Raw genomic sequence first — 17,728 nt, 5'->3', positions numbered from 1 at the left:
AGGACGGGGCTGCTCCGGGTACGGAACCCGGGGCAGCCCCTTCTGTTGTGTGGCCGCCCTATTGCGTGGCCGCGCCCATCGTCCGGATGACATCGAGGAGCTGAGACGGCGCGTCCGGCGAGAACGCACCAGGCCGGATGGTCACGGTCTCCCACGTGCCCGAGTAGGGGAACATGCCGTGCGCACGGTAGAGGTCGGCGGACACCGGTGATCGGTGCATCCGGCCCGCCGAGATCCCGCTGAACGGCACCAGCCACGACAGCTGCGTCAACTCGATCCCCTCCGCGACCGGGACACCGTCGATCTCGAGAGCCACGATCCACCTGCTTCTGCCCGGAGCGTCGACGCGGAGGCCGAACCGTGTCGCGCCCGCCGGTATGTCGGCCGGCTCCGAGGTCAGGGCCCGGCCCCAGGCGTTCTGCTCCACCTGAAGGGCGCCGTCCTTCACGAAGAGGACCACGCCCGCCTCCTGGCCTCCATGGGCGTAGAGAACTCCCTCGTCACTGGCCCGGAAGCCGTCCGCGCCCAGCGCCACCTCGACGGTGAACCCGCGGCCGTCGATGAGCTGACTCGCCCGGAACCGCTCGAGCGGCGGGGTCTCCGGGACCATCACGGTCTCCACCGCCAGACGCTGCTCGGCCGGGTCACGCTGGAAGAAGTGCAGCGGACTGCCGTTGGACATCGGATACACCATGTTGTCCCGGGCCGCCGCCTCCCAGCGGGCCACGAGATCGGCCACCACCTCCGGGTGCTGGTCGGCCACGTTCTCGAGCTGCACCGCGTCGCTCTCGGGTCGGAAGAGCTCCCATCGGTCCGCGGAGAACGGCGTCGCCTTGGCGTGGCGGGCCACCAGCTCGAACTCGCCGGCGTAGTACGCGCGCTCACCGAGGCACTCGTAGTACTGGTCGCCGTGACTGCTCGGCGCGTCGGCGTCCTTCAGCGCCGCCACCATCGAGGAGCCGTCCAGCGGCCGCGCTTCCCGGCCCGCCCGGCTCCTCGGAATCTCCACCCCTGCCAGCTCGGCCACGGTCGGAAAGATGTCCGTGACATGCGCGTACTGGTGGCGGATGGCGCCGTCGTCGTCGTTCTCTTCTCCCAGTTCCCCGAGCCCGGCGGGCCAGGACATCACACACGACACCTGGTGCCCGCCCCGGTACGTACTGAACTTATGGCGCCGGAACGGGGTGTTGGCGACCGTCGCCCACGCCGAGGAATAGTGCGGCCAGGAGGCGGGGCCGCCGAGCTCGTCGATTCGGCCGGTCTCCTCCGCGATGCGCTCCTCGGTGGTGAGGGTGCGGCTGCGGTCGAGGTTGGCGAGGAAGTTGAACATGCCGACCGTGCCTCCGGAACCCCCGGTGGCCGCGCCGTTGTCGGAGAAGAAGACGAAGATCGTGTTCTCCAGCCGGCCGAGGCGGCGTTGGATCTCGCGGATGCGGCCCACCGACTCGTCGATGCTCACGACCATGGCCGCGTAGTTCTCCATGTGGCGGGCGGCAAGCCGCTTGCCGTCGTCCGACAGCGAGTCCCACTCGACGACGTCCGGTCCAAGCTCCTCGTCCATCGGTCCGGTCCCGGCGGCGGCCGGCACCACGCCCAGATCATCCTGCCGGTGCCGGCGCTCGGCGCGGATCTGATCCCAGCCCGCGTCGTAACGGCCCCGGAAATCCTCGGCCGCGCCGTCCTTGATGTGCATCGGGCTGTGGACCGCCGCGTGCGCGTAGTACATCATCAGCGGCTTGCCGGGATCCGAGGCGTGGGTCTCGGCGATCATCTGCACGGCGCGGTCGGTGAGGTCGTCGGTGAGGTAGTAGCCCTCCGGGTACTCCTCGACGTGGACCGGACTGTTGCCCTCGTACAGCTGGGACGGCGCGTGCAGGTTGGCCTGGGCTTCGAGGAAGCCGTAGTACTGGTCAAAGCCGCGCTGCAGGGGCCACGAATGCCGGTTACCGGACGCGTGCATGTCCTGCTCGCGGCACAGGTGCCACTTGCCGATCGCCATGGTGGCGTAGCCGGCGTCGCGGAAGGCCTCGGCCATGGACGGCTGGTTGGGGGCCAGTTCGGCGGCATAGCCGGGAAAGCCGGTGTCCACGTTCGCGACCGCTCCCATCCCGACCGCGTGCGAGTTGCAGCCGGTCATCAGCGCGGCCCGGGTGGGCGAGCAGGTGGGGGTGACGTGGAAATCGGTCAGTCGGGCGCCCTCCGCGGCCACGGCATCCAGGTTCGGGGTGGGGATCTCCGAGCCGAACGCACCGATGTCCGAGTAGCCCATGTCGTCCACGAGCATGACGATCACGTCCGGTGCCCCGCCGGGTCCCCGTCGGTCGGGACGCGGGCGTGCGGGCCACGCCGGCTGCGCGGAACCCAGGTCCTCCGTGATGGTGCCGGCGAATCCGGCTGGGGCCCCGAACTCGCCTGAGGGGGAGGGGGAAGCGTCGTTCGCACTCGTCATGACGGCGATCGTATACACGTTCTGCCGAACTTGTAGACATTTGTCTACAGATGGGCCGTGAAGCGCCTGGAGCGTGACTCCACGGAGTGAGACCCTCCGGGGTCAGCCGTCAGATCAGGCCCAGCCGCGGAGCCTCGATCGCGGGGCAGGTGTCCATGACGACGTCGAGGCCGGCATCCTTCGCGCGCTGCGCCGCGGCCTCGTCGATCACGCCCTGCTGCAGCCAGACGGCCTTCGCACCACTGGCGATGGCGTCGTCCACCACCGCACCGGCGAGCTGGGAGTTCACGAACACGTCCACCACGTCGATCTCACCGGGGACCGACGCGAGATCCGGGTATCCCTGCTGGCCGTAGACGGTCTCGGCCTTGGGGTGAACGGGCACGATCTGATGGCCCAGGTCCCGGACGTACCCCGCGATCCCGTAGGCGGTGCGCCCGGTGTTGGTGGACAGGCCGACGACGGCCCAACGGCCCTTGTCGGACAGCAGACGCTTGATGACATCGCGATCATTCAGATGGCTCATACCCCGTGCAATGCCCCGCGGCCGGCAGACATTCCCGAGCGTCGGCGTCGGCGGTGTGCCCCGAATCCGCAGTTTGATTGCACCACTGCGAAATCCAGGTCGATTCCTCGCAGTGACTACGTCAAGAATCGCCATGGTGTCGACAAACCAGTCGCCGATCGTGGGAAGGCAGGCTCAGTCAGTCCCCGACGGGTTCTGTGCGCGGGGCGCTTCCTTCGCAGGCTCAGTCAGTCCCCGACGGGTTTTGTGCGCGGGGGCATCGCTTCGCTCGCTGGCGCTCGCTGCGCTAGTCCCCGACGGCATCCTTGCCGCGCTGGACGATCTTGCCGTCCGGGGCGAACACCACCTGCGAGTCCTTCTCCGGATAGTCGAACTGGTTGAGGAAGTAGCGCATCGCGTTGATGCGGGCCCGCTTCTTGTCGTTGGACTTGATGGTGATCCACGGCGCGTGGTCGGTGTCCGTGCGCCGGAACATCTCCTCCTTGGCGTCCGTGTACTTGTCCCACTTGTCGAGGGACTCCAGGTCCATGGGCGAGAGTTTCCAGCGCCGCACCGGGTCGAGCTGGCGGATCGCGAACCGGGTCTTCTGCTCCTCGCGGGTGACGGAGAACCAGAACTTGGTCACCCCGATTCCCGAGTCGACCAGCATCTTCTCGAACATCGGAGCCTGCTCCATGAATGTCTCGTACTGCGAGTCGGTGCAGAATCCCATCACCCGTTCGACGCCGGCCCGGTTGTACCAGGACCGGTCGAACAGGACGAGCTCACCGCGGCTGGGCAGGTGGCTGACGTAGCGCTGGAAGTACCACTGGTGCATCTCGGTTTCGGTGGGCTTGATCAGCGCCACCGTGCGTGACTGCCGGATGTTGATGTACTCGGTGAACCGCTTGATCGTGCCGCCCTTGCCGGCGGCGTCGCGACCCTCGAACACGATGATCTGCCGGTGCCCGGTCTCGGCCTGCCACCGCTGGAACTTGAGCAGCTCGATCTGCAGCAGGTACTTCTCGACCTCGTACTGGTTCCGGTCCATCCGGTCGTCGTACGGGTAGTTCTCCCGCCACGTGTCCACGGCCCGGCCATTGATGTCGATGAGGTCGGGATCCTCGCCGTGGTCGTCGCGAACCGTGTAGCCCTCGGCGCGGAGCCGATCGATGTAGTGACGCAGCTGGAACGTGGACATGCGGTCGATCTCCTGGCGTGAGGTGGTGTCGAGCGTTTCAGGCGACTCGGGGGCGGCAGGGTCTAGTCGAGGTCCACCACGACGGGGGCGTGGTCCGAGGCGCCCTTGCCCTTGCGCTCCTCGCGATCGATGCTCGCGCCGGTGACGCGGGCGGCCAGTGCGGGGGAGTGCAGCTGGAAGTCGATCCGCATGCCCTTGCGCTTGGGAAAGCTCAGCCCCGTGTAGTCCCAGTACGTGTAGACGCCGGGCCCGGGCGTGTATTCGCGGGTGACCTCGCGGAAGCCGGCGCCGTCGAACGCGGCGAACGCCAGCCGCTCGGGATCGGAGACGTGGGTCTTGCCCTCGAAGACCTCCATGTCCCACACGTCCTCGTTCTGCGGCGCCACGTTCCAGTCGCCGACCAGCGCGATCTGCGCGCTCGAGTCGGCGGCCACCTCGGCGGCCGCGTGATCGCACAGCCGGGCCAGCCACTCGAGTTTGTAGGTGTAGTGGGGGTCGGCGAGCTCGCGGCCGTTGGGCACGTAGAGGCTGTACACGCGGACGCCGTCGCAGACCGCGGAGATCGCGCGCGCCTCGGGATCCTGCGAGACCTCGGGGTCCTTGTGGAAGCCGGGCATCCCGTCGAAGCCGATCTGCACGTCCTCCAGGCCGACGCGCGAGGCCACGGCGACGCCGTTCCACTGACTCAGACCGTGGTGTGCGACCTGGTAACCGATCTCCTCGAACGCCTCATGCGGGAACTGATCGTCCTTGCACTTGGTCTCCTGCATGGCCAGGACGTCGACATCGGATCGTTCGAGCCAGGACACCACCCGGTCACGACGAGCACGGATGGAGTTGACGTTCCAGGTGGCCAGGCGCATGGGCACCAGTCTATTACCCGTCCTCGTGCGGCGAGTGGTGCGTGGGTGAACACACGGGGACGACCACGGGACACGGCCCCGGGTCCGTCGCCCCGCGGGAGTGGATCAGGAGGGGGCGACGACGACGAGGTGCCGTAGCGAATGGTGCGGCTGCAGGCCGAGTTTGGTCCACAGCCCCCGTCCGGCGGTGTTGTCCGCGAAGACGTGGAGGTGACACTCGGTCGCCCCGAGGCCCAGGCCCCAGTCGACGAGCGAGCCGGTGACGATCTCGGCCAGGCCCCGGCGCCGATGGCCCGCGGCGGTCTGGACGCAGGAGACGGCGATCCGGGGCGCCCCGTCGGGCCCGGCGGTCACGGCGCCGCGGGCGATCGCGGCCAGTTCGCCACCGTCGGAGAGGCGGGCGAACACGGTGTGCCCGCCGGGGGCGGGGTCGCCGTCCGAGGCGTCGGCGGTGGCGAGCATCGCGGGCCGCACGCGCTCGGGGTCCAGGTCGGCGGTGGCGTGGTAGAGCTCCAGCCAGTCGTCGCCGGGGGTCTCGGCCAGCGTCACGGCGGGCCGGGAGTCGGCGGGGAACGCCGCGTCCACGATGCCCAGCAGCTCGCGGCTGTCCGCGGTGCACAGCATCAGCTCGCGGTCGGCCCGGAGGCGGGCCGGGTCGACGGGCTGACCGTCGAGCAGCATCTGTTCGGTCCTGACCAGCCGGTCCACGTCCACGATCCGCAGCGGCAGTCCGCGCGCGGCGTACCAGTCGCGGACCCCGTCGAGCCGGGCGCAGCTGGCCCACGGCAGCACCGGCACGGCGGAGTCGCGGCGGTACGACCAGTCGTCGCCGGCCCGGCAGAACCAGCCGTCGACGAGCTCGTACTCGGTGCCCGGCCAGGCCAGCGCGCCCGCGTACTCGTGCGCGCGGATCTCGCGGGCGCGTACCGGCCGCGGCGGCAGCACCTTGAGCACGGCGATGTCGGCGTCCGGGATCCGGACCTCCTCGCCGGACTCGCGGCGCACGACCAGCTCCGGCTCGAGCGTCACCACGTGGCCGATCACGTCGGTGTACAGGTGTGAGGTCTCGCCGGGAGCGAGATGACGGCGCACCGTCACCCGCTCGCCGATGGCCACCTCGCGACCGTTGTTCCAGCGCGATCGGCCTGATAGCCCACGGTCGGAGTGAGCCGGGTCCGGGGAACCGTGCGGCTGCTCAGCCATGAAGCGGGCTGGCGGTGTCGTCGTCGTAGTCGTCGTCGGCACCGTCCTCGTCGGCGAAGGGGTCCGGGTCACGCGACGGGTCCCAGCTGAGGCCCGGCACGCCCCAGCCCTCGTCGCGGATGTGCCGCTTGGCGGCCTTGCGGTTCCGACCGATCAGGTGGTCGGTGTACAGGAAGCCGTCGAGGTGGCCCACCTCGTGCTGGAGGCAGCGGGCGAACAGGCCGTACCCCTCGACCGACACCGGCTCGCCGTGCTCGTCGGTGCCGGTGACCCGGGCCCACCAGGCGCGCCCGCGCGGGAAGTTCACGCCCGGAACGGACAGGCAGCCCTCCAGGTCCTCCTCGGGGTCGGGCATGGTCTCGGGGATCTCCGAGGTCTCCAGCACCGGGTTCACCACGCAGCCGCGCCGCGTGATCCACCCGCCGCGCGCCTCGACCTCCTCGCGGGACAGGCTGCCCCCGTCTTCGGTGTCCAGGTCGGGGCAGTCGAAGACGAACAGGCGCTTACCCACGCCGATCTGGTTGGCGGCCAGGCCCACCCCGTTGGCGGCATCCATCGTGTCGTACATGTCCTGCACGAGCGCGGCGAGCTCCTCGGGGGACTCGGAGACGGGCTCGGTCGGGGCGTGAAGCGCGGGGTCGCCGAGGATGACGATGGGACGGATTGCCATGGACACAGATTCTAGTGCGCACCTGGCCTGTTCTCCCTTTCGCGTCTGGCAGGGTGTCGTAGCGGTGTGGTTCACTACGGGGGAATCACAACGGTGTGATCCGAGCGCAGGGTCGGCGCGGCCATGGTGCCAGCGCATCGCGAACCGAGGAGGCACGCACATGGGTCGAGCGGCCGCTACGGCACACGACGCGCAGGTCGGGGACGGGCAGGCTGGGAGCGGGCAGGCTGAGAGCGAGCAGTACGTGAGCGAACTCCACGCGGCCGACCCCTTGCTGTCGGATCGGGACCAGGCGATGCTCGAGTTCGAGCGCCAGTGGTGGAAGTTCGCCGGCTCCAAGGAGGAGGCGATCCGGCAGAAGTTCGACATGTCGGGCACCCGCTACTTCCAGATCCTCAACGACCTGATCGACCGGCCCGAGGCTCTGGCCACCGACCCGCTCCTCGTCAAGCGGCTGCGCCGCATGCGCAGCAGCAGGCAGAAGGCGCGCGCGGCCCGCAACCTGGGAATGCGCCTCGACTGACCTACACTCGGGCGCGTGAACACCCAGTCCGAGAACCCGCAGTACGACGACCGGCAGTTCGACGCGGAGCACGGCGGCGCCTACGCCGCCGGCTACGACGCCGACCCGAACGCGCAGGGTGACGGCCCCTACGCCGACGAGCCGAGCGGCCCGCCGTACCGGGCCATCGCGATGGTGCTGTTGTCCGCGGTGGTGCTGGCGATCGGCGTGGGATTGGTGCAGCTGTTCGGTGGCGACGACGACGAGGGCGTCAGCGCCGTCGAGGAGAGCACCTCCCAGGTCGAGCAGAACGGCCAGAACGGCCAGGGCGCCGAGGGGCAGGGGGCCGCTGGTCAGGGCTCCGACGGCCAGCCCGCTCCGGGCGATGGCGAGCCGCTGCCCCCGGGCGCGGACCAGGAACCCGCAGCCCCGGCCGACCCGGCCTCGGGGGAGAACGGCCAGCAGGGGCAGGCCCCCGACGCCGGCGCCCCGGCCGCGACCGCGGTACCCGTGCAGATCTACAACAACAGCACCGTCACCGGCCTCGCGGGCCGGACCGGTGAGCAGCTGCGGGAATCCGGATTCGCGGTGGGCGACGTGGCCAACATGCCGTCCAACCGGGGTGTCGTGGCGGAGTCGACCGCCTTCTACGGGACCGGCCCGGGCGAGCAGCAGGCCGCGCAGGCCATCGCGGGCCAGCTCGGCATCTCCGCCAAGCCGCGCCCCGCGGACATGGCCGCGGACGCTCCGGGCGTGATCGTGATCGTCACCCAGGACCTCGACCGCTGAGGCCTGTCGTCCCCCATGGCCTCGGGCGCGAAGGCCTGAGGATATGATGAGTCGACGGATTCCGCCGCGCGGGATCCGTGCACTGTAGAGACTTGCAGCCTCCCGAGATCGAAGGAGCCCCCATGGCCCCGCGTCAGACCGCCCGCCGCCTCCTGGTCGCGGCTCCCGCACTCGCCCTCGCGCTGGGCCTGGCCGCGTGCAGCCCGCCCAACGAGCAGCCTGCCGATCCGGACGCGCCGTACACGCTTCCCAGCTACACGCTCGATCCCACCACCGCCACCACCACGTCGCCGGCCCCCGAGTCCGCCGGTGGCGTCGACGCCTCCGAGGAGGAGTGGCTGGAGGGCACCCCGACCCCCACCACCAACCCGGGCCTGGGCCTCGATGGTGACCCGGTCGGCGTCGACGAGGCCGACGGCGTCGATGGCCCGGTGGTCCCGGAGGCCGAGCGCCAGCCGGGCGGCGTCGCCGGCAACTGATCTCTTCTGCGCCGGGCGTCGGCCCGGCAGCGGGCTGCGGCCCAGCGCCGAAGCGAGCCCCGTCTCCGGGTGGAGGCGGGGCTCGGGTCTTTCCCGGCTACCGGGTTATCGGCCGGGGATAGCCAGCGCGGGCTGTACGGCTAGCGACGGAAGCGGGGGTCGCTCGCCCGCTTGGTGTACTTCTCCAGAACCGGCGCCTCGTGGGTGATGGTGCCGTCCTCGACGCTCTCTCGGTAGGCGACGTTGCCCACGCGGTTGGCGATCACCGGCGCGGTACACACGGCGACGATGGCGGCGAGCACGAGCATGCCGAGGTCGGAACTCGGGAAGATCCGGATCCCGGCGCCGAAGAGGATGAGGACCAGGCCGAGCACCTGGGGCTTGGCCGCCGGGTGCATGCGGCTGAGGGTGTCGCGGAACCGCAGGAGCCCGATGGCGCTGGCGAGCGTCAGCAGGGCCCCGGCGAGCACGAACAGGGCGGAGATGATCTCGCGGGGGTCGTCGGTCATGACTTGGGCTCCTCGGGCACTCCGGTGGTGTCGCTGACGCGGAAGCGGGCCACGGACACCGAACCGAGGAACGCGACCAGCGCGAGGGCGACGAGCGCGGCGGCGCCGGTGGTGTCCTTGGTCCAGGCGATGTAGACGCCGAGCCCGCCCTGGGCGACGGCGGCCAGCATGTCCAGTGAGATCATGCGGTCGAGCGTGTTGGGGCCGCCGACGAGCCGAACCATCGTGACGAACAGGGCGGCGGTCAGCGCGATGACGGTCAGGGTCCACAGGACCAGGGTGAAGCTCATCGGGGCACCTCCTGGCCCGCGGCGGGGCCCGGGTTCCTCGGGCCGGTCTTCTGTGGCCCGCTGTCGGCGGGCGCGGTGTAGTGCTCGGGGTTCGGGTGCCAGTCCTCGGGCCGTTCGAACGCCCGCTGGAACAGCTGCTCGACGTGCCCGGTCTGGCGGTAGAAGGCCTCGACCGCTTTGTCGGTACCGGCGTCCAGGACGTGGATGTAGACGTACCGGGCCACCGGGTCCACCCGGACCACGATGCCACCGGGCATCAGGTTGAGGGAGTTCACCGCGAGCGCGAGCGTGAAGTCGGATTTCAGTCGCATCGGGGCCCGCAGCACGGCCGGTTCCGGCGGTGCTGCCGGCCGGACCGACTGCCACGCGACGATCACCGAGGAGCGGACCAGGTAGTAGCCCACCATGATGACCAGCCACGCCGTGGAGATCGGGCGCAGCAGGCCCTCCACCGGGACCCGGGGCAGCGGCAGGACCGTCATGATGATCACGGCCACGCCCAGCCCGGCCACGATGGTCCCGAGCTCGAACGAGCCCCACAGGAGCGTCCACGCGAAGGCCAGCCACAGGGTCATGAAGACGCGTGAGCCGAACACGCGCGCGTCCATCTTCACCTTCTTGGTCATGTCAGCGCACCCCCGTCACGTTGCCGACGTACCGGCCGGGCGTCTCGTCCGTCGGGACGGTGTAGACGTACTCGCCGCGTTCCATCAGGCTCTCCGCGGCGCGGTCCGTCACGGCGAGCAGCGGGCCGGCGAACACGGTCATCAGGAGGGAGACCACGATGAGTGCCACGGTCGGGGCGAGCATGCTCATCGGCATCTTGCCCACGTCGTCGCGCTCGTCGAACTCGACGTACTCGTCCGACGGCAGCAGTGCGAGCGGCTTGGCGAGCGCCAGGGCACCCTCGGGGGCGTCCGCGCGGGGCCGCCAGAACGCCTTGGACCAGACGCGGGCCACCACGTAGAGGGTGAGCAGGCTGGTCGCCATGGCGCCGCCGATGAGGATCCAGTTGAGCGGTCCGCCGACCTCGGCGCCGGCCTGGACCACGGCGAGCTTGCCGATGAACCCGGAGAACGGCGGGATTCCGCCGAGGTTGAAGGCCGGGACGAGGAACGTGACCGCTAGGACCGGGCTGAGCACGGCCATGGAGCCGAGGCGGCGGAGCGAGGACGACCCCGCCTGCCGCTCGATGAGGCCCACGACCAGGAACAGCGTGGTCTGGACGATGATGTGATGGCCGACGTAGTAGATCGCGGCGCTGAGCCCCGACTCGGTGGACAGCGCCACCCCGAACACCATGTAGCCGATGTGACTGACCAGGGTGAACGACAGTATTCGTTTGATGTCGGATTGGGCGATCGCGCCGAGGATGCCCACGACCATCGTCAGCAGCCCGGCGACGAGCAGGACGTTGTCCATGCTGCCGCCCGCGAAGACCAGGGTGTGGAAGCGGATGATCGCGTAGACGCCGACCTTGGTGAGCAACCCCGCGAACACGGCGGTGACGGGCGCGGGTGCGGTGGGGTAGGAGTCCGGCAGCCAGGTGGACAGCGGGAAGACGGCCGCCTTGATGCCGAAGGCCACGAGGAACACGGCGAAGATGGTGTTCCGCAGCCCGTCCGGGACGTCCGCCATCCGGGTGGCCAGCTGCGCCAGGTTGAGGGTGCCGGCGGCCGAGTACGTCAGACCGATGCCGAGCAGGAAGACCATCGACGACACCATCGACACGACGGTGTAGGAGACACCGGCGCGGACCCGCTCCTGGCTGGCGCCCAGGGTGAGGAGCACGTATGAGGCGGCGAGCAGGATCTCGAAGCCGACGAACAGGTTGAACAGGTCGCCGGCGATGAACGCGCCGTTCAGACCTGCCGCCAGTGCGAGGTAGGTGGGCAGGAAGATCGACGTGGGCTGGTCGCCGTCGCCGTCGCGGACACCCTGCCCGACGGCGTAGATGATGACGGTCAGCAGCACCACGGCCGCGACGCACAGCATCAGCGCGCTGAGGCGGTCCGCGACCAGTGAGATCCCGACCGGTGCGTCCCACCCGCCCACCTGGACGACGTGCATGCCGTGTTGATCGGTCAGCACCAGCAGGAGACCGGAGATCACCAGCAGGATGAACAGCGTGGTGATCGTGATGATGTTCTGCACGTGCGGGCGGCGCGAGACCACCAGGCACAGTGCCGCGGCGAGCAGCGGAAGCAGAAATACGGACGGGATGAGGTAACCGAAGAGATCAGCGGACATTACTGGTTCTCCTCCTCGTCGTCCTTGGTGAGCTTCTTTCGCAGTGCTTCCACCCGGGCGTCCGCCTCCGCACGCGCTTGGGCCTCCGCGCGGGCCTCGGCCTCGTACTCGGCTTCGGCCTCCTCGAGGTCCTCGTCGTCGTAGTCGACGTGCTCACCGAGCTCGGTGGGCATGCCGGTGGTCGGGTCGTCGGAGGCGTCGCGGTCCGGGGCGGACGAGGCGTCCATGGGCGACCGCTTGGCGATCTTCGCGTCCTCGGCATCGTCCGCGACCTCGTCCACGGTGGTGAACTGGTACGAGCGGTAGGCCAGCGCGAGGATGAACGCGCCGACGCCGGCCGTGATGACGATCGCGGTGAGGATCATCGCGTGCGACAACGGATCGGAATCCACCGTGTTGTCGCCCCAGCCGCGGCCCCGTATCGGCGGGTTTCCGGGGGCGCCGCCGGCGGCGAGGATCAGCAGGTTGACGCCGTTGGACATGATCATGATGCCCAACAGGATCTTGATGATGGCCCGCTCCAGGAGCAGGTAGACCCCGGCGGCGCAGAGGATGCCGGCCAGGAGCAGGAGTGCGAAGTCGGCGGTCATGGCATCCCCTCCGGCGTGACGCCCTGGTTCTCTGCGGCCTCGTAGCGCTCGGCGCGGCGGGCGGACAGATCGGACCGCGGCCCGGGGAAGCCCACCCCGGGGACGCGGCGCAGGGCTGCGGTGGACGGTGAATCGGTGGCGTCGACGTAGATGGCGCGCAGCTCCTCGAGGTCCTCCTCGTTGAGGTCGAGTCTGGCGCCGAGACTGCGGAGGATGTCCAGGACCAGGCCCACGACGATGAGGTAGACGCCGGCGTCGAAGAAGAGGGCCGTGACCAGCTTGACGTGGCCGAACACCGGCATCGTCCACTCGATCGTGGCGCTGGACAGCGGGGGCGCCCCGAAGGCCATCGAGGCCGCCGCGGTGCCTGCGGCGAGCAGGAGGCCCGCGCCCAGGATGCGGCCGGCGTCGAACGGGATGGCCTCGCCGAGCTCGTAGCGGCCGCCGGCGAGGTAGCGCAGTACCAGCGCGAGGCCGGCCACGAGTCCACCCGCGAAGCCGCCGCCGGGATTGTTGTGCCCGGCGAAGAAGAAGAACAGGCTCAGCACCATCATCGTGGGGAAGATGAGCCGGGTGGTGACCTCGAGGACCAGCGAGCGGGCACGCGGGTCGCGGACCGTGGCGCCCACGAGCCAGCGGCCGGGGGAGGCGCCGGGCGCCTCGATGACGATGCGGGCGGCCTCCATGCCGCGGCGACCCGAGAGCGTCTTGTCGGCGTCCGCGATGCGGGGTCCGGAACCGTAGCGCCGGTTGCGGAAGACGAGGCTGGCCACGCCGGTGGCCGCGACCAGCAGCACCGTGATCTCGCCCAGGGTGTCCCAGGCGCGGATGTCGACGAGCGTGACGTTGACGGCGTTGGAGCCGTTGCCGATCCGGTAGGCGATGTCCGCGAAGACGGTGGACACGGCCGGGTCCTGGCGGGCGTTGATGGCGTATGCGCCGACGATGATCACCAGCAGGCCCACGCCGATGCCGAGCCAGGCGCGCAGGCGCCGGAAACCGTTGGACAGCGGGACCTCGGCGGGCATGGTGCGCAGGACCAGGACGAACGCGACCATCATCAGGGTCTCGACGAGGACCTGGGTCAGCGCCAGGTCCGGGGCGCCGTGGAACGCGAAGACCACGGCCACGCCGTAGCCGGTCACGGACATCGCGATGACGGCCGCCAGACGATTGCGCAGCAGGGTGGCCGCGATGGCCGCGATCGTCATGGGGATCATGACGATCAGCACGACCGGGTTGCTCGACAGCTCCATCTGCAGCCCCTCGCGGGTGCCGACCAGGAGCGAGACCAGCGGGAACATCACGAGCGTGAAGAGGATGATCCCGAGGGTCAGCGGGAGCGAGCCGCGCTGGGTGGAGCCGGTCAGGCGCAGGGAGAGCACGTCGAAGAAACGCAGGACCGCGTCGTAGATGCGGTCGGCGTTACCGAGGGCGGGCGACTGGAACTTCAGGCGCTCGACGGTCCGCTGGGCGACGTAGAGCATCATGCCCAGCACGTAGACGACGAACGTCAGCGCCAGCGGGATGCCGATGCCGTGCCACAGGCCCAGGTGGTAGGTCTCCCCGGCGGCCCAGGGACTGCCGGGCGGGAACGCCGTGTCGACGAAGCGCGAGAGCAGCGACTCGACGGGGGCGGACCACAGGCCCAGCACCAGGCCGGCCGTGGCGAGAACCGCGGGCACCGACAGGAAGAACACTCCGGCCGGCCGCGACTCGGCGACCGCGGGGCTCGCCTTGCCGTCGAAGATCCGCTTGGTGCGGAACGCGCCCATGACCAGGCGGGCCGTGTAGGAGAACGTGAGGATGGAGCCCACCACGAGGCCGGCGGTGACGACGAGCGACGGCATGCCGTGCAGCCGGCCCTCGTCGAGGACGGTGGCGAACGCGGCCTCCTTGCCGACGAACCCGAGGAACGGCGGCAGGCCGGCCATCGACGCGGCGGCGAGGGTGAAGAACACCGCGAGGGCGGGGCGCTTGCGGCCGAGCCCGGACAGTTCGCGGATCTCGCGCGTCCCGGTGGTCTTGTCGATCACGCCGACGGACATGAACAGCGCCGATTTGAACAGCGAGTGCGCCAGCAGCATCGTCAGCCCGGCGAGCATGGTGTCGCGCGAGCCGATACCCACCAGGGTCAGTAGGAAGCCCAGCTGGGAGACGGTGCCGAAGGCCAGCACCAGTTTGAGGTCGCTCTCGCGGAGCGCCCGCCAGCCCGCCATGAGCAGGGAGACCAGGCCCAGGCCGACGAGCGGCAACTGCCACGTGGACGAGCCCGACAGGCCCGGGCTCATGGCGGCGACCAGGAAGACGCCGGCCTTGACCATCGCCGCGGAGTGCAGGTAGGCACTGACCGGGGTCGGTGCGGTCATGGCGCCCGGGAGCCAGAAATGCAGCGGCGCGATGGCGGACTTGCTGGTCGCGCCCACGATCACCAGTCCCAACGCCCAGTGCACGAGTGCGCCGGAAGGCGGCGAGGCCACGATGTCGCTGAGCAGGTACGACCCGGTCTCCTGGGCCAGGATGATCATGCCGACGAGCATCGCCAGCCCGCCGAGCGTGGTGACCAGCAGTGCCTGGGCGGCTGCCCGGCGGGACGATGCACGCTCCGCGTAGTGGCCGACCAGCAGGAAGCTCAGGACGGAGGTGATCTCCCAGAAGATGTAGAGCAGGATCAGGTTGTCGGCCACCACGAGGCCGAACATGACGCCGGCGAAGGCCACCATCTCCGCCGCGAAGAGGTGCAGGCGGGGCTCGGAATCATCGAAATACCAGGTGCAGTAGAAGAGCACGAGGGCGCCGACGCCGAGTGCGATGAGTGCCATCAACGCTGATAGCGCGTCCATCCGCAGGTCGAGGGCGAGATGGATGGCGGGAGCCCATTGGAGGGTCTCCGTGGGAGTAGTGTCCAGGTTGGCCGCCACCCACACCGTGCTGAGGGCGGGCACCAGGGCCAGTAGCGGGAACGCTCGGCGTCCGAGCCGCAACACCAAGGGGATCGCGATCAGGGCGGCCACGGCGTGGGCCGCGAGAATCACGATCACCGGCGGCTCCTCTCCTTGCGTCGATCGGACGACGACATGTGGACGGACCCGCCTTTCAGGGACGGGTAGCCGGTGGTCGACCGGGGCGTGGTTTCTGTGGCTACTTTACAGAACAGTGTTTCGTGCTGGTCGTCCGCGCAGGTGAAGCCTGGTGGCCGCGTTGAGTAGAGCCGCGATCGACGCCTCGGACGAGCTCTGGCCGAAGCCCATCGCCCACGCCTCGCGGCGCCCGCAGGTGGCGCGCAGGATGGTGCACCACGACGCGCTGCCGGCGAAGGTGGTGCCCTCGTGACGGTGGCCCTCGTACTGGTGGAACCGCTCGATCTCGACGCGCGCACCGACGCGACCCAGCATCTCGGACATCGCCGTGAGGTCCCCGCACGAGGAGGTGGTCAGGCGGCGGGTGGTGAAGTCACCGGGCGCGTCCTCCGGGCCCCGCGTGGCCAGGATCGCCTCGTAGGCGGTGATCCCGCGCCCGAGCGGGCGGCGGGAGAAGTCGGCCAGGTGGAAGTGGTCGGAGGAGGGGCGAAGGTGTCGACCATCGTCCGCCAGTCCATGCCGGCCGCCTCGTCGGCGAACCCCCGAGGGAGACGACGACGATAACGCTCGGTGAAGGGACTTCGCGCACCGGCCGGTGCGGCGACGGACGCGGTGGTCCGAGGGTACGGGTGTGCGGAGGCGTTCATGGTTCTCTCGTGTCTCTCGACGTCGGTGCGGCGACCGACGGAGGACGAGCAACCACGCAACGGGGATGCCGGTCTGTCAGACCCCGTTACGTCCGATTACTACGAGTAGATTCCGCATGGCCCGCACTCTAGCCGCGCCCGGGCCGGACCGGCAAGGACCACGGACCGCCGTAGATCAGTGGAGCACGAGGGTTCGCAGGATCCGACCCTCGAGGCGGTCGAGCAGCTCGGACGCGCCGGATGCGGGATCCGGATGGGACCGCGATCGCATCAGCTCGATGGCGGCCTCTCTGGAGAAGAGGCATTCGGCCAGTTCGCGCCGCTGTTCGGCCGCGCAGTCGGCGTCCAGCGCCAGAGCCAGCCGCGCGCGAACATGATCCCGCCGCGTGGCGGCGAGATCGGCGAGGTACGTATCGATCACCGCCGCTGGATCGGCGTCGGCGTGGCTGTCCAGAAGGTCATGGAAGACCGCTCGTGACTGCGCGGTGAGGTACTCGGATACGGCGGTGATCAGGTTCGCGCGGGTTCGGTAGTAGTACGAGGTCGACCCTTTTGCGATGCCGAGCTCTCGGTCGATCGCCTGGTGGGTGAGGGCGTGGCTGCCTCCGCGGGAGGCGAGCGTGATCGCAGCCCGGCAGATCTGGTCTCGTCGCGAGGGGCGATTGGTCATGCCCGCACCCTATCCATTGACCCTCTAGCAATATAGAGTCGGGGCATGTGGAAGACGCCGACCGATGCGCGACCGCTGGATTCAGTCCGACTCTCCACACGTCAGCGCGAGGTGCAGGACTCGATGAGCGGGCGGGACAACGTCTACGTCTTCGGCCCGCCGGGAACCGGCAAGACGACCTTGCTCGACGCGGTGCATCGGGCGACGAGGCGCTCGGTGAGATGGCATTGTGCGGAGTTCTTCCGGGCGGTCCACGACGAACTTCCTCGGCAGGGAAGGGATCTGGACGCCACGGTGAAGACGCTGACAGGGAAGGCCGGCGCCGTGTTCTTCGACGAGTTCCACGTCCACGATGTCGCCGACGCGATCTACCTGCATCGCGCCCTGGCCTGGTGGGACTCCCGCCGGGTGCGGGTGGTCGCCACCTCGAACTACGTGCCGGAGGGGCTTCTTCCCAACCCCCTGCTCCACGACGCTGCCCAGCCCGTCATCGCGCGGATCCGGTCACATTTCGACGTGATCGACCTCGATGAGGGGGTCGACCACCGCGCCGGCGCCACCGGGCGGGAAGGCGGGTTCGCCTCCGGCAAGTGGTTGTCCCTCGTCTCGCACGGGCAGGCGAACGGATCGCTCGTCCTGGGCGGCCGAGCGCTGCCGGTCCTACCCCGCCCGGTCGGGACGCGCGCCATCGAGACGACGTTCACCGCATTGTGCGAGAGCCCGTGGTCGACAAGTGATTACCTGGTGCTTCTCGCGGGCCGGGAACCTCTCGTCCTCCACGACGTCCCCCATCCCGCAGAAGTCGGTCGTGAACCGGGGCAGCGGCTGGCCAACCTCGTGGACGTCGCCTACGACCGGGACGTTCCACTGACCATCCATTCCCCCGGAGTGCCCGATGACCTCCGCTCGTCGGCGTTCCCACCGTTGGACGTCGATCGAACCGTCAGTCGTCTTTCCAGCCTCGGCACAGCTCACGATCAGACCCCGGCTCACGGAGAGGCCCCGCCCGGCCACGACTCCGCGCCGTAGGG

General features: G+C 69.6%; 18 protein-coding genes. 4 read left to right on the top strand and 14 right to left on the bottom strand.

The window, feature by feature from the left end; genetic code table 11:
- Positions 1 to 58: 58 nt before the first annotated feature.
- The 6 genes from ACWIE7_RS05345 to ACWIE7_RS05320 form a co-directional block, all read right to left on the bottom strand.
- A complete protein-coding gene (locus ACWIE7_RS05345; RefSeq protein ID WP_454068734.1) occupies positions 59 to 2,449 on the bottom strand; it encodes an arylsulfatase in 2,391 nt (796 codons plus the stop codon).
- A 109-nt stretch (positions 2,450 to 2,558) separates the two neighbouring features.
- A complete protein-coding gene (locus tag ACWIE7_RS05340) occupies positions 2,559 to 2,975 on the bottom strand; it encodes a CoA-binding protein (RefSeq protein WP_454058609.1) in 417 nt (138 codons plus the stop codon).
- Between the two features lie 286 nt (positions 2,976 to 3,261).
- The gene (gene ppk2 / locus ACWIE7_RS05335; RefSeq protein WP_454068733.1) at positions 3,262 to 4,155 is read right to left on the bottom strand and encodes a polyphosphate kinase 2; all 894 of its coding nucleotides are present in this window, start codon (positions 4,153 to 4,155) and stop codon (positions 3,262 to 3,264) included.
- A gap of 62 nt (positions 4,156 to 4,217) precedes the next feature.
- Complete coding sequence (locus ACWIE7_RS05330; protein WP_454058610.1) at positions 4,218 to 5,018, bottom strand: exodeoxyribonuclease III; 801 nt, start codon at positions 5,016 to 5,018, stop codon at positions 4,218 to 4,220.
- Positions 5,019 to 5,123: 105 nt separating this feature from the next.
- Positions 5,124 to 6,134: a GNAT family N-acetyltransferase gene (locus ACWIE7_RS05325; RefSeq protein ID WP_454068732.1), complete on the bottom strand. Its 1,011-nt coding sequence runs from the start codon at positions 6,132 to 6,134 to the stop codon at positions 5,124 to 5,126.
- A 79-nt stretch (positions 6,135 to 6,213) separates the two neighbouring features.
- The gene (locus tag ACWIE7_RS05320; protein WP_452099856.1) at positions 6,214 to 6,891 is read right to left on the bottom strand and encodes a peptide deformylase; all 678 of its coding nucleotides are present in this window, start codon (positions 6,889 to 6,891) and stop codon (positions 6,214 to 6,216) included.
- A gap of 160 nt (positions 6,892 to 7,051) precedes the next feature.
- Between ACWIE7_RS05320 and ACWIE7_RS05315 the strand changes: the two genes are divergently transcribed.
- From ACWIE7_RS05315 to ACWIE7_RS05305, 3 genes are all read left to right on the top strand, one after another.
- A complete protein-coding gene (locus ACWIE7_RS05315) occupies positions 7,052 to 7,414 on the top strand; it encodes a DUF3263 domain-containing protein (protein ID WP_454068731.1) in 363 nt (120 codons plus the stop codon).
- 15 nt (positions 7,415 to 7,429) lie between these two features.
- Positions 7,430 to 8,182 carry a LytR C-terminal domain-containing protein gene (locus tag ACWIE7_RS05310; RefSeq protein WP_452099854.1) on the top strand — a complete coding sequence of 251 codons (753 nt, stop codon included), beginning with the start codon at positions 7,430 to 7,432 and terminating at the stop codon, positions 8,180 to 8,182.
- 122 nt (positions 8,183 to 8,304) lie between these two features.
- On the top strand, positions 8,305 to 8,661 hold the full coding sequence (locus ACWIE7_RS05305; RefSeq protein WP_452099853.1) for a hypothetical protein: 357 nt from the start codon (positions 8,305 to 8,307) through the stop codon (positions 8,659 to 8,661).
- 140 nt (positions 8,662 to 8,801) lie between these two features.
- On the opposite strand, the gene ACWIE7_RS05300 is transcribed toward ACWIE7_RS05305, so the two are convergent.
- The 8 genes from ACWIE7_RS05300 to ACWIE7_RS05265 all read right to left on the bottom strand — a co-directional run bounded on the left by ACWIE7_RS05300 (position 8,802) and on the right by ACWIE7_RS05265 (position 16,697).
- Positions 8,802 to 9,170 (bottom strand): cation:proton antiporter, encoded by a 369-nt coding sequence (locus ACWIE7_RS05300; RefSeq protein WP_452099852.1) that lies wholly within the window; start codon positions 9,168 to 9,170, stop codon positions 8,802 to 8,804.
- Positions 9,167 to 9,460 carry a monovalent cation/H+ antiporter complex subunit F gene (locus ACWIE7_RS05295; RefSeq protein ID WP_452099851.1) on the bottom strand — a complete coding sequence of 98 codons (294 nt, stop codon included), beginning with the start codon at positions 9,458 to 9,460 and terminating at the stop codon, positions 9,167 to 9,169. Before ACWIE7_RS05295 ends, ACWIE7_RS05300 begins: the two co-directional genes overlap by 4 nt.
- The gene (locus ACWIE7_RS05290) at positions 9,457 to 10,086 is read right to left on the bottom strand and encodes a Na+/H+ antiporter subunit E (protein ID WP_452099850.1); all 630 of its coding nucleotides are present in this window, start codon (positions 10,084 to 10,086) and stop codon (positions 9,457 to 9,459) included. Before ACWIE7_RS05290 ends, ACWIE7_RS05295 begins: the two co-directional genes overlap by 4 nt.
- Position 10,087: 1 nt before the next feature.
- A complete protein-coding gene (locus ACWIE7_RS05285) occupies positions 10,088 to 11,710 on the bottom strand; it encodes a Na+/H+ antiporter subunit D (protein ID WP_452099849.1) in 1,623 nt (540 codons plus the stop codon).
- The gene (locus tag ACWIE7_RS05280) at positions 11,710 to 12,300 is read right to left on the bottom strand and encodes a Na(+)/H(+) antiporter subunit C (protein ID WP_452099848.1); all 591 of its coding nucleotides are present in this window, start codon (positions 12,298 to 12,300) and stop codon (positions 11,710 to 11,712) included. Before ACWIE7_RS05280 ends, ACWIE7_RS05285 begins: the two co-directional genes overlap by 1 nt.
- On the bottom strand, positions 12,297 to 15,341 hold the full coding sequence (locus tag ACWIE7_RS05275) for a Na+/H+ antiporter subunit A (RefSeq protein ID WP_454068730.1): 3,045 nt from the start codon (positions 15,339 to 15,341) through the stop codon (positions 12,297 to 12,299). The genes ACWIE7_RS05280 and ACWIE7_RS05275 overlap by 4 nt, the downstream gene beginning before the upstream one ends.
- Positions 15,342 to 15,446: 105 nt before the next feature.
- A complete protein-coding gene (locus ACWIE7_RS05270) occupies positions 15,447 to 15,704 on the bottom strand; it encodes a hypothetical protein (protein WP_454068729.1) in 258 nt (85 codons plus the stop codon).
- A 498-nt stretch (positions 15,705 to 16,202) separates the two neighbouring features.
- Positions 16,203 to 16,697, bottom strand: coding sequence for a TetR/AcrR family transcriptional regulator (locus tag ACWIE7_RS05265; RefSeq protein ID WP_452099845.1), 495 nt, complete (start codon positions 16,695 to 16,697; stop codon positions 16,203 to 16,205).
- A gap of 45 nt (positions 16,698 to 16,742) precedes the next feature.
- Between ACWIE7_RS05265 and zapE the strand changes: the two genes are divergently transcribed.
- A complete protein-coding gene (gene zapE, locus ACWIE7_RS05260; RefSeq protein WP_452099844.1) occupies positions 16,743 to 17,726 on the top strand; it encodes a cell division protein ZapE in 984 nt (327 codons plus the stop codon).
- The last annotated feature ends 2 nt before the right edge of the window (positions 17,727 to 17,728 follow it).

This window comes from Dietzia sp. NPDC055343 (assembly GCF_053645265.1).
The sequence above is the reverse complement of the archived record's forward strand: the minus strand, read 5'-3'. Positions and strand labels throughout refer to the sequence as shown.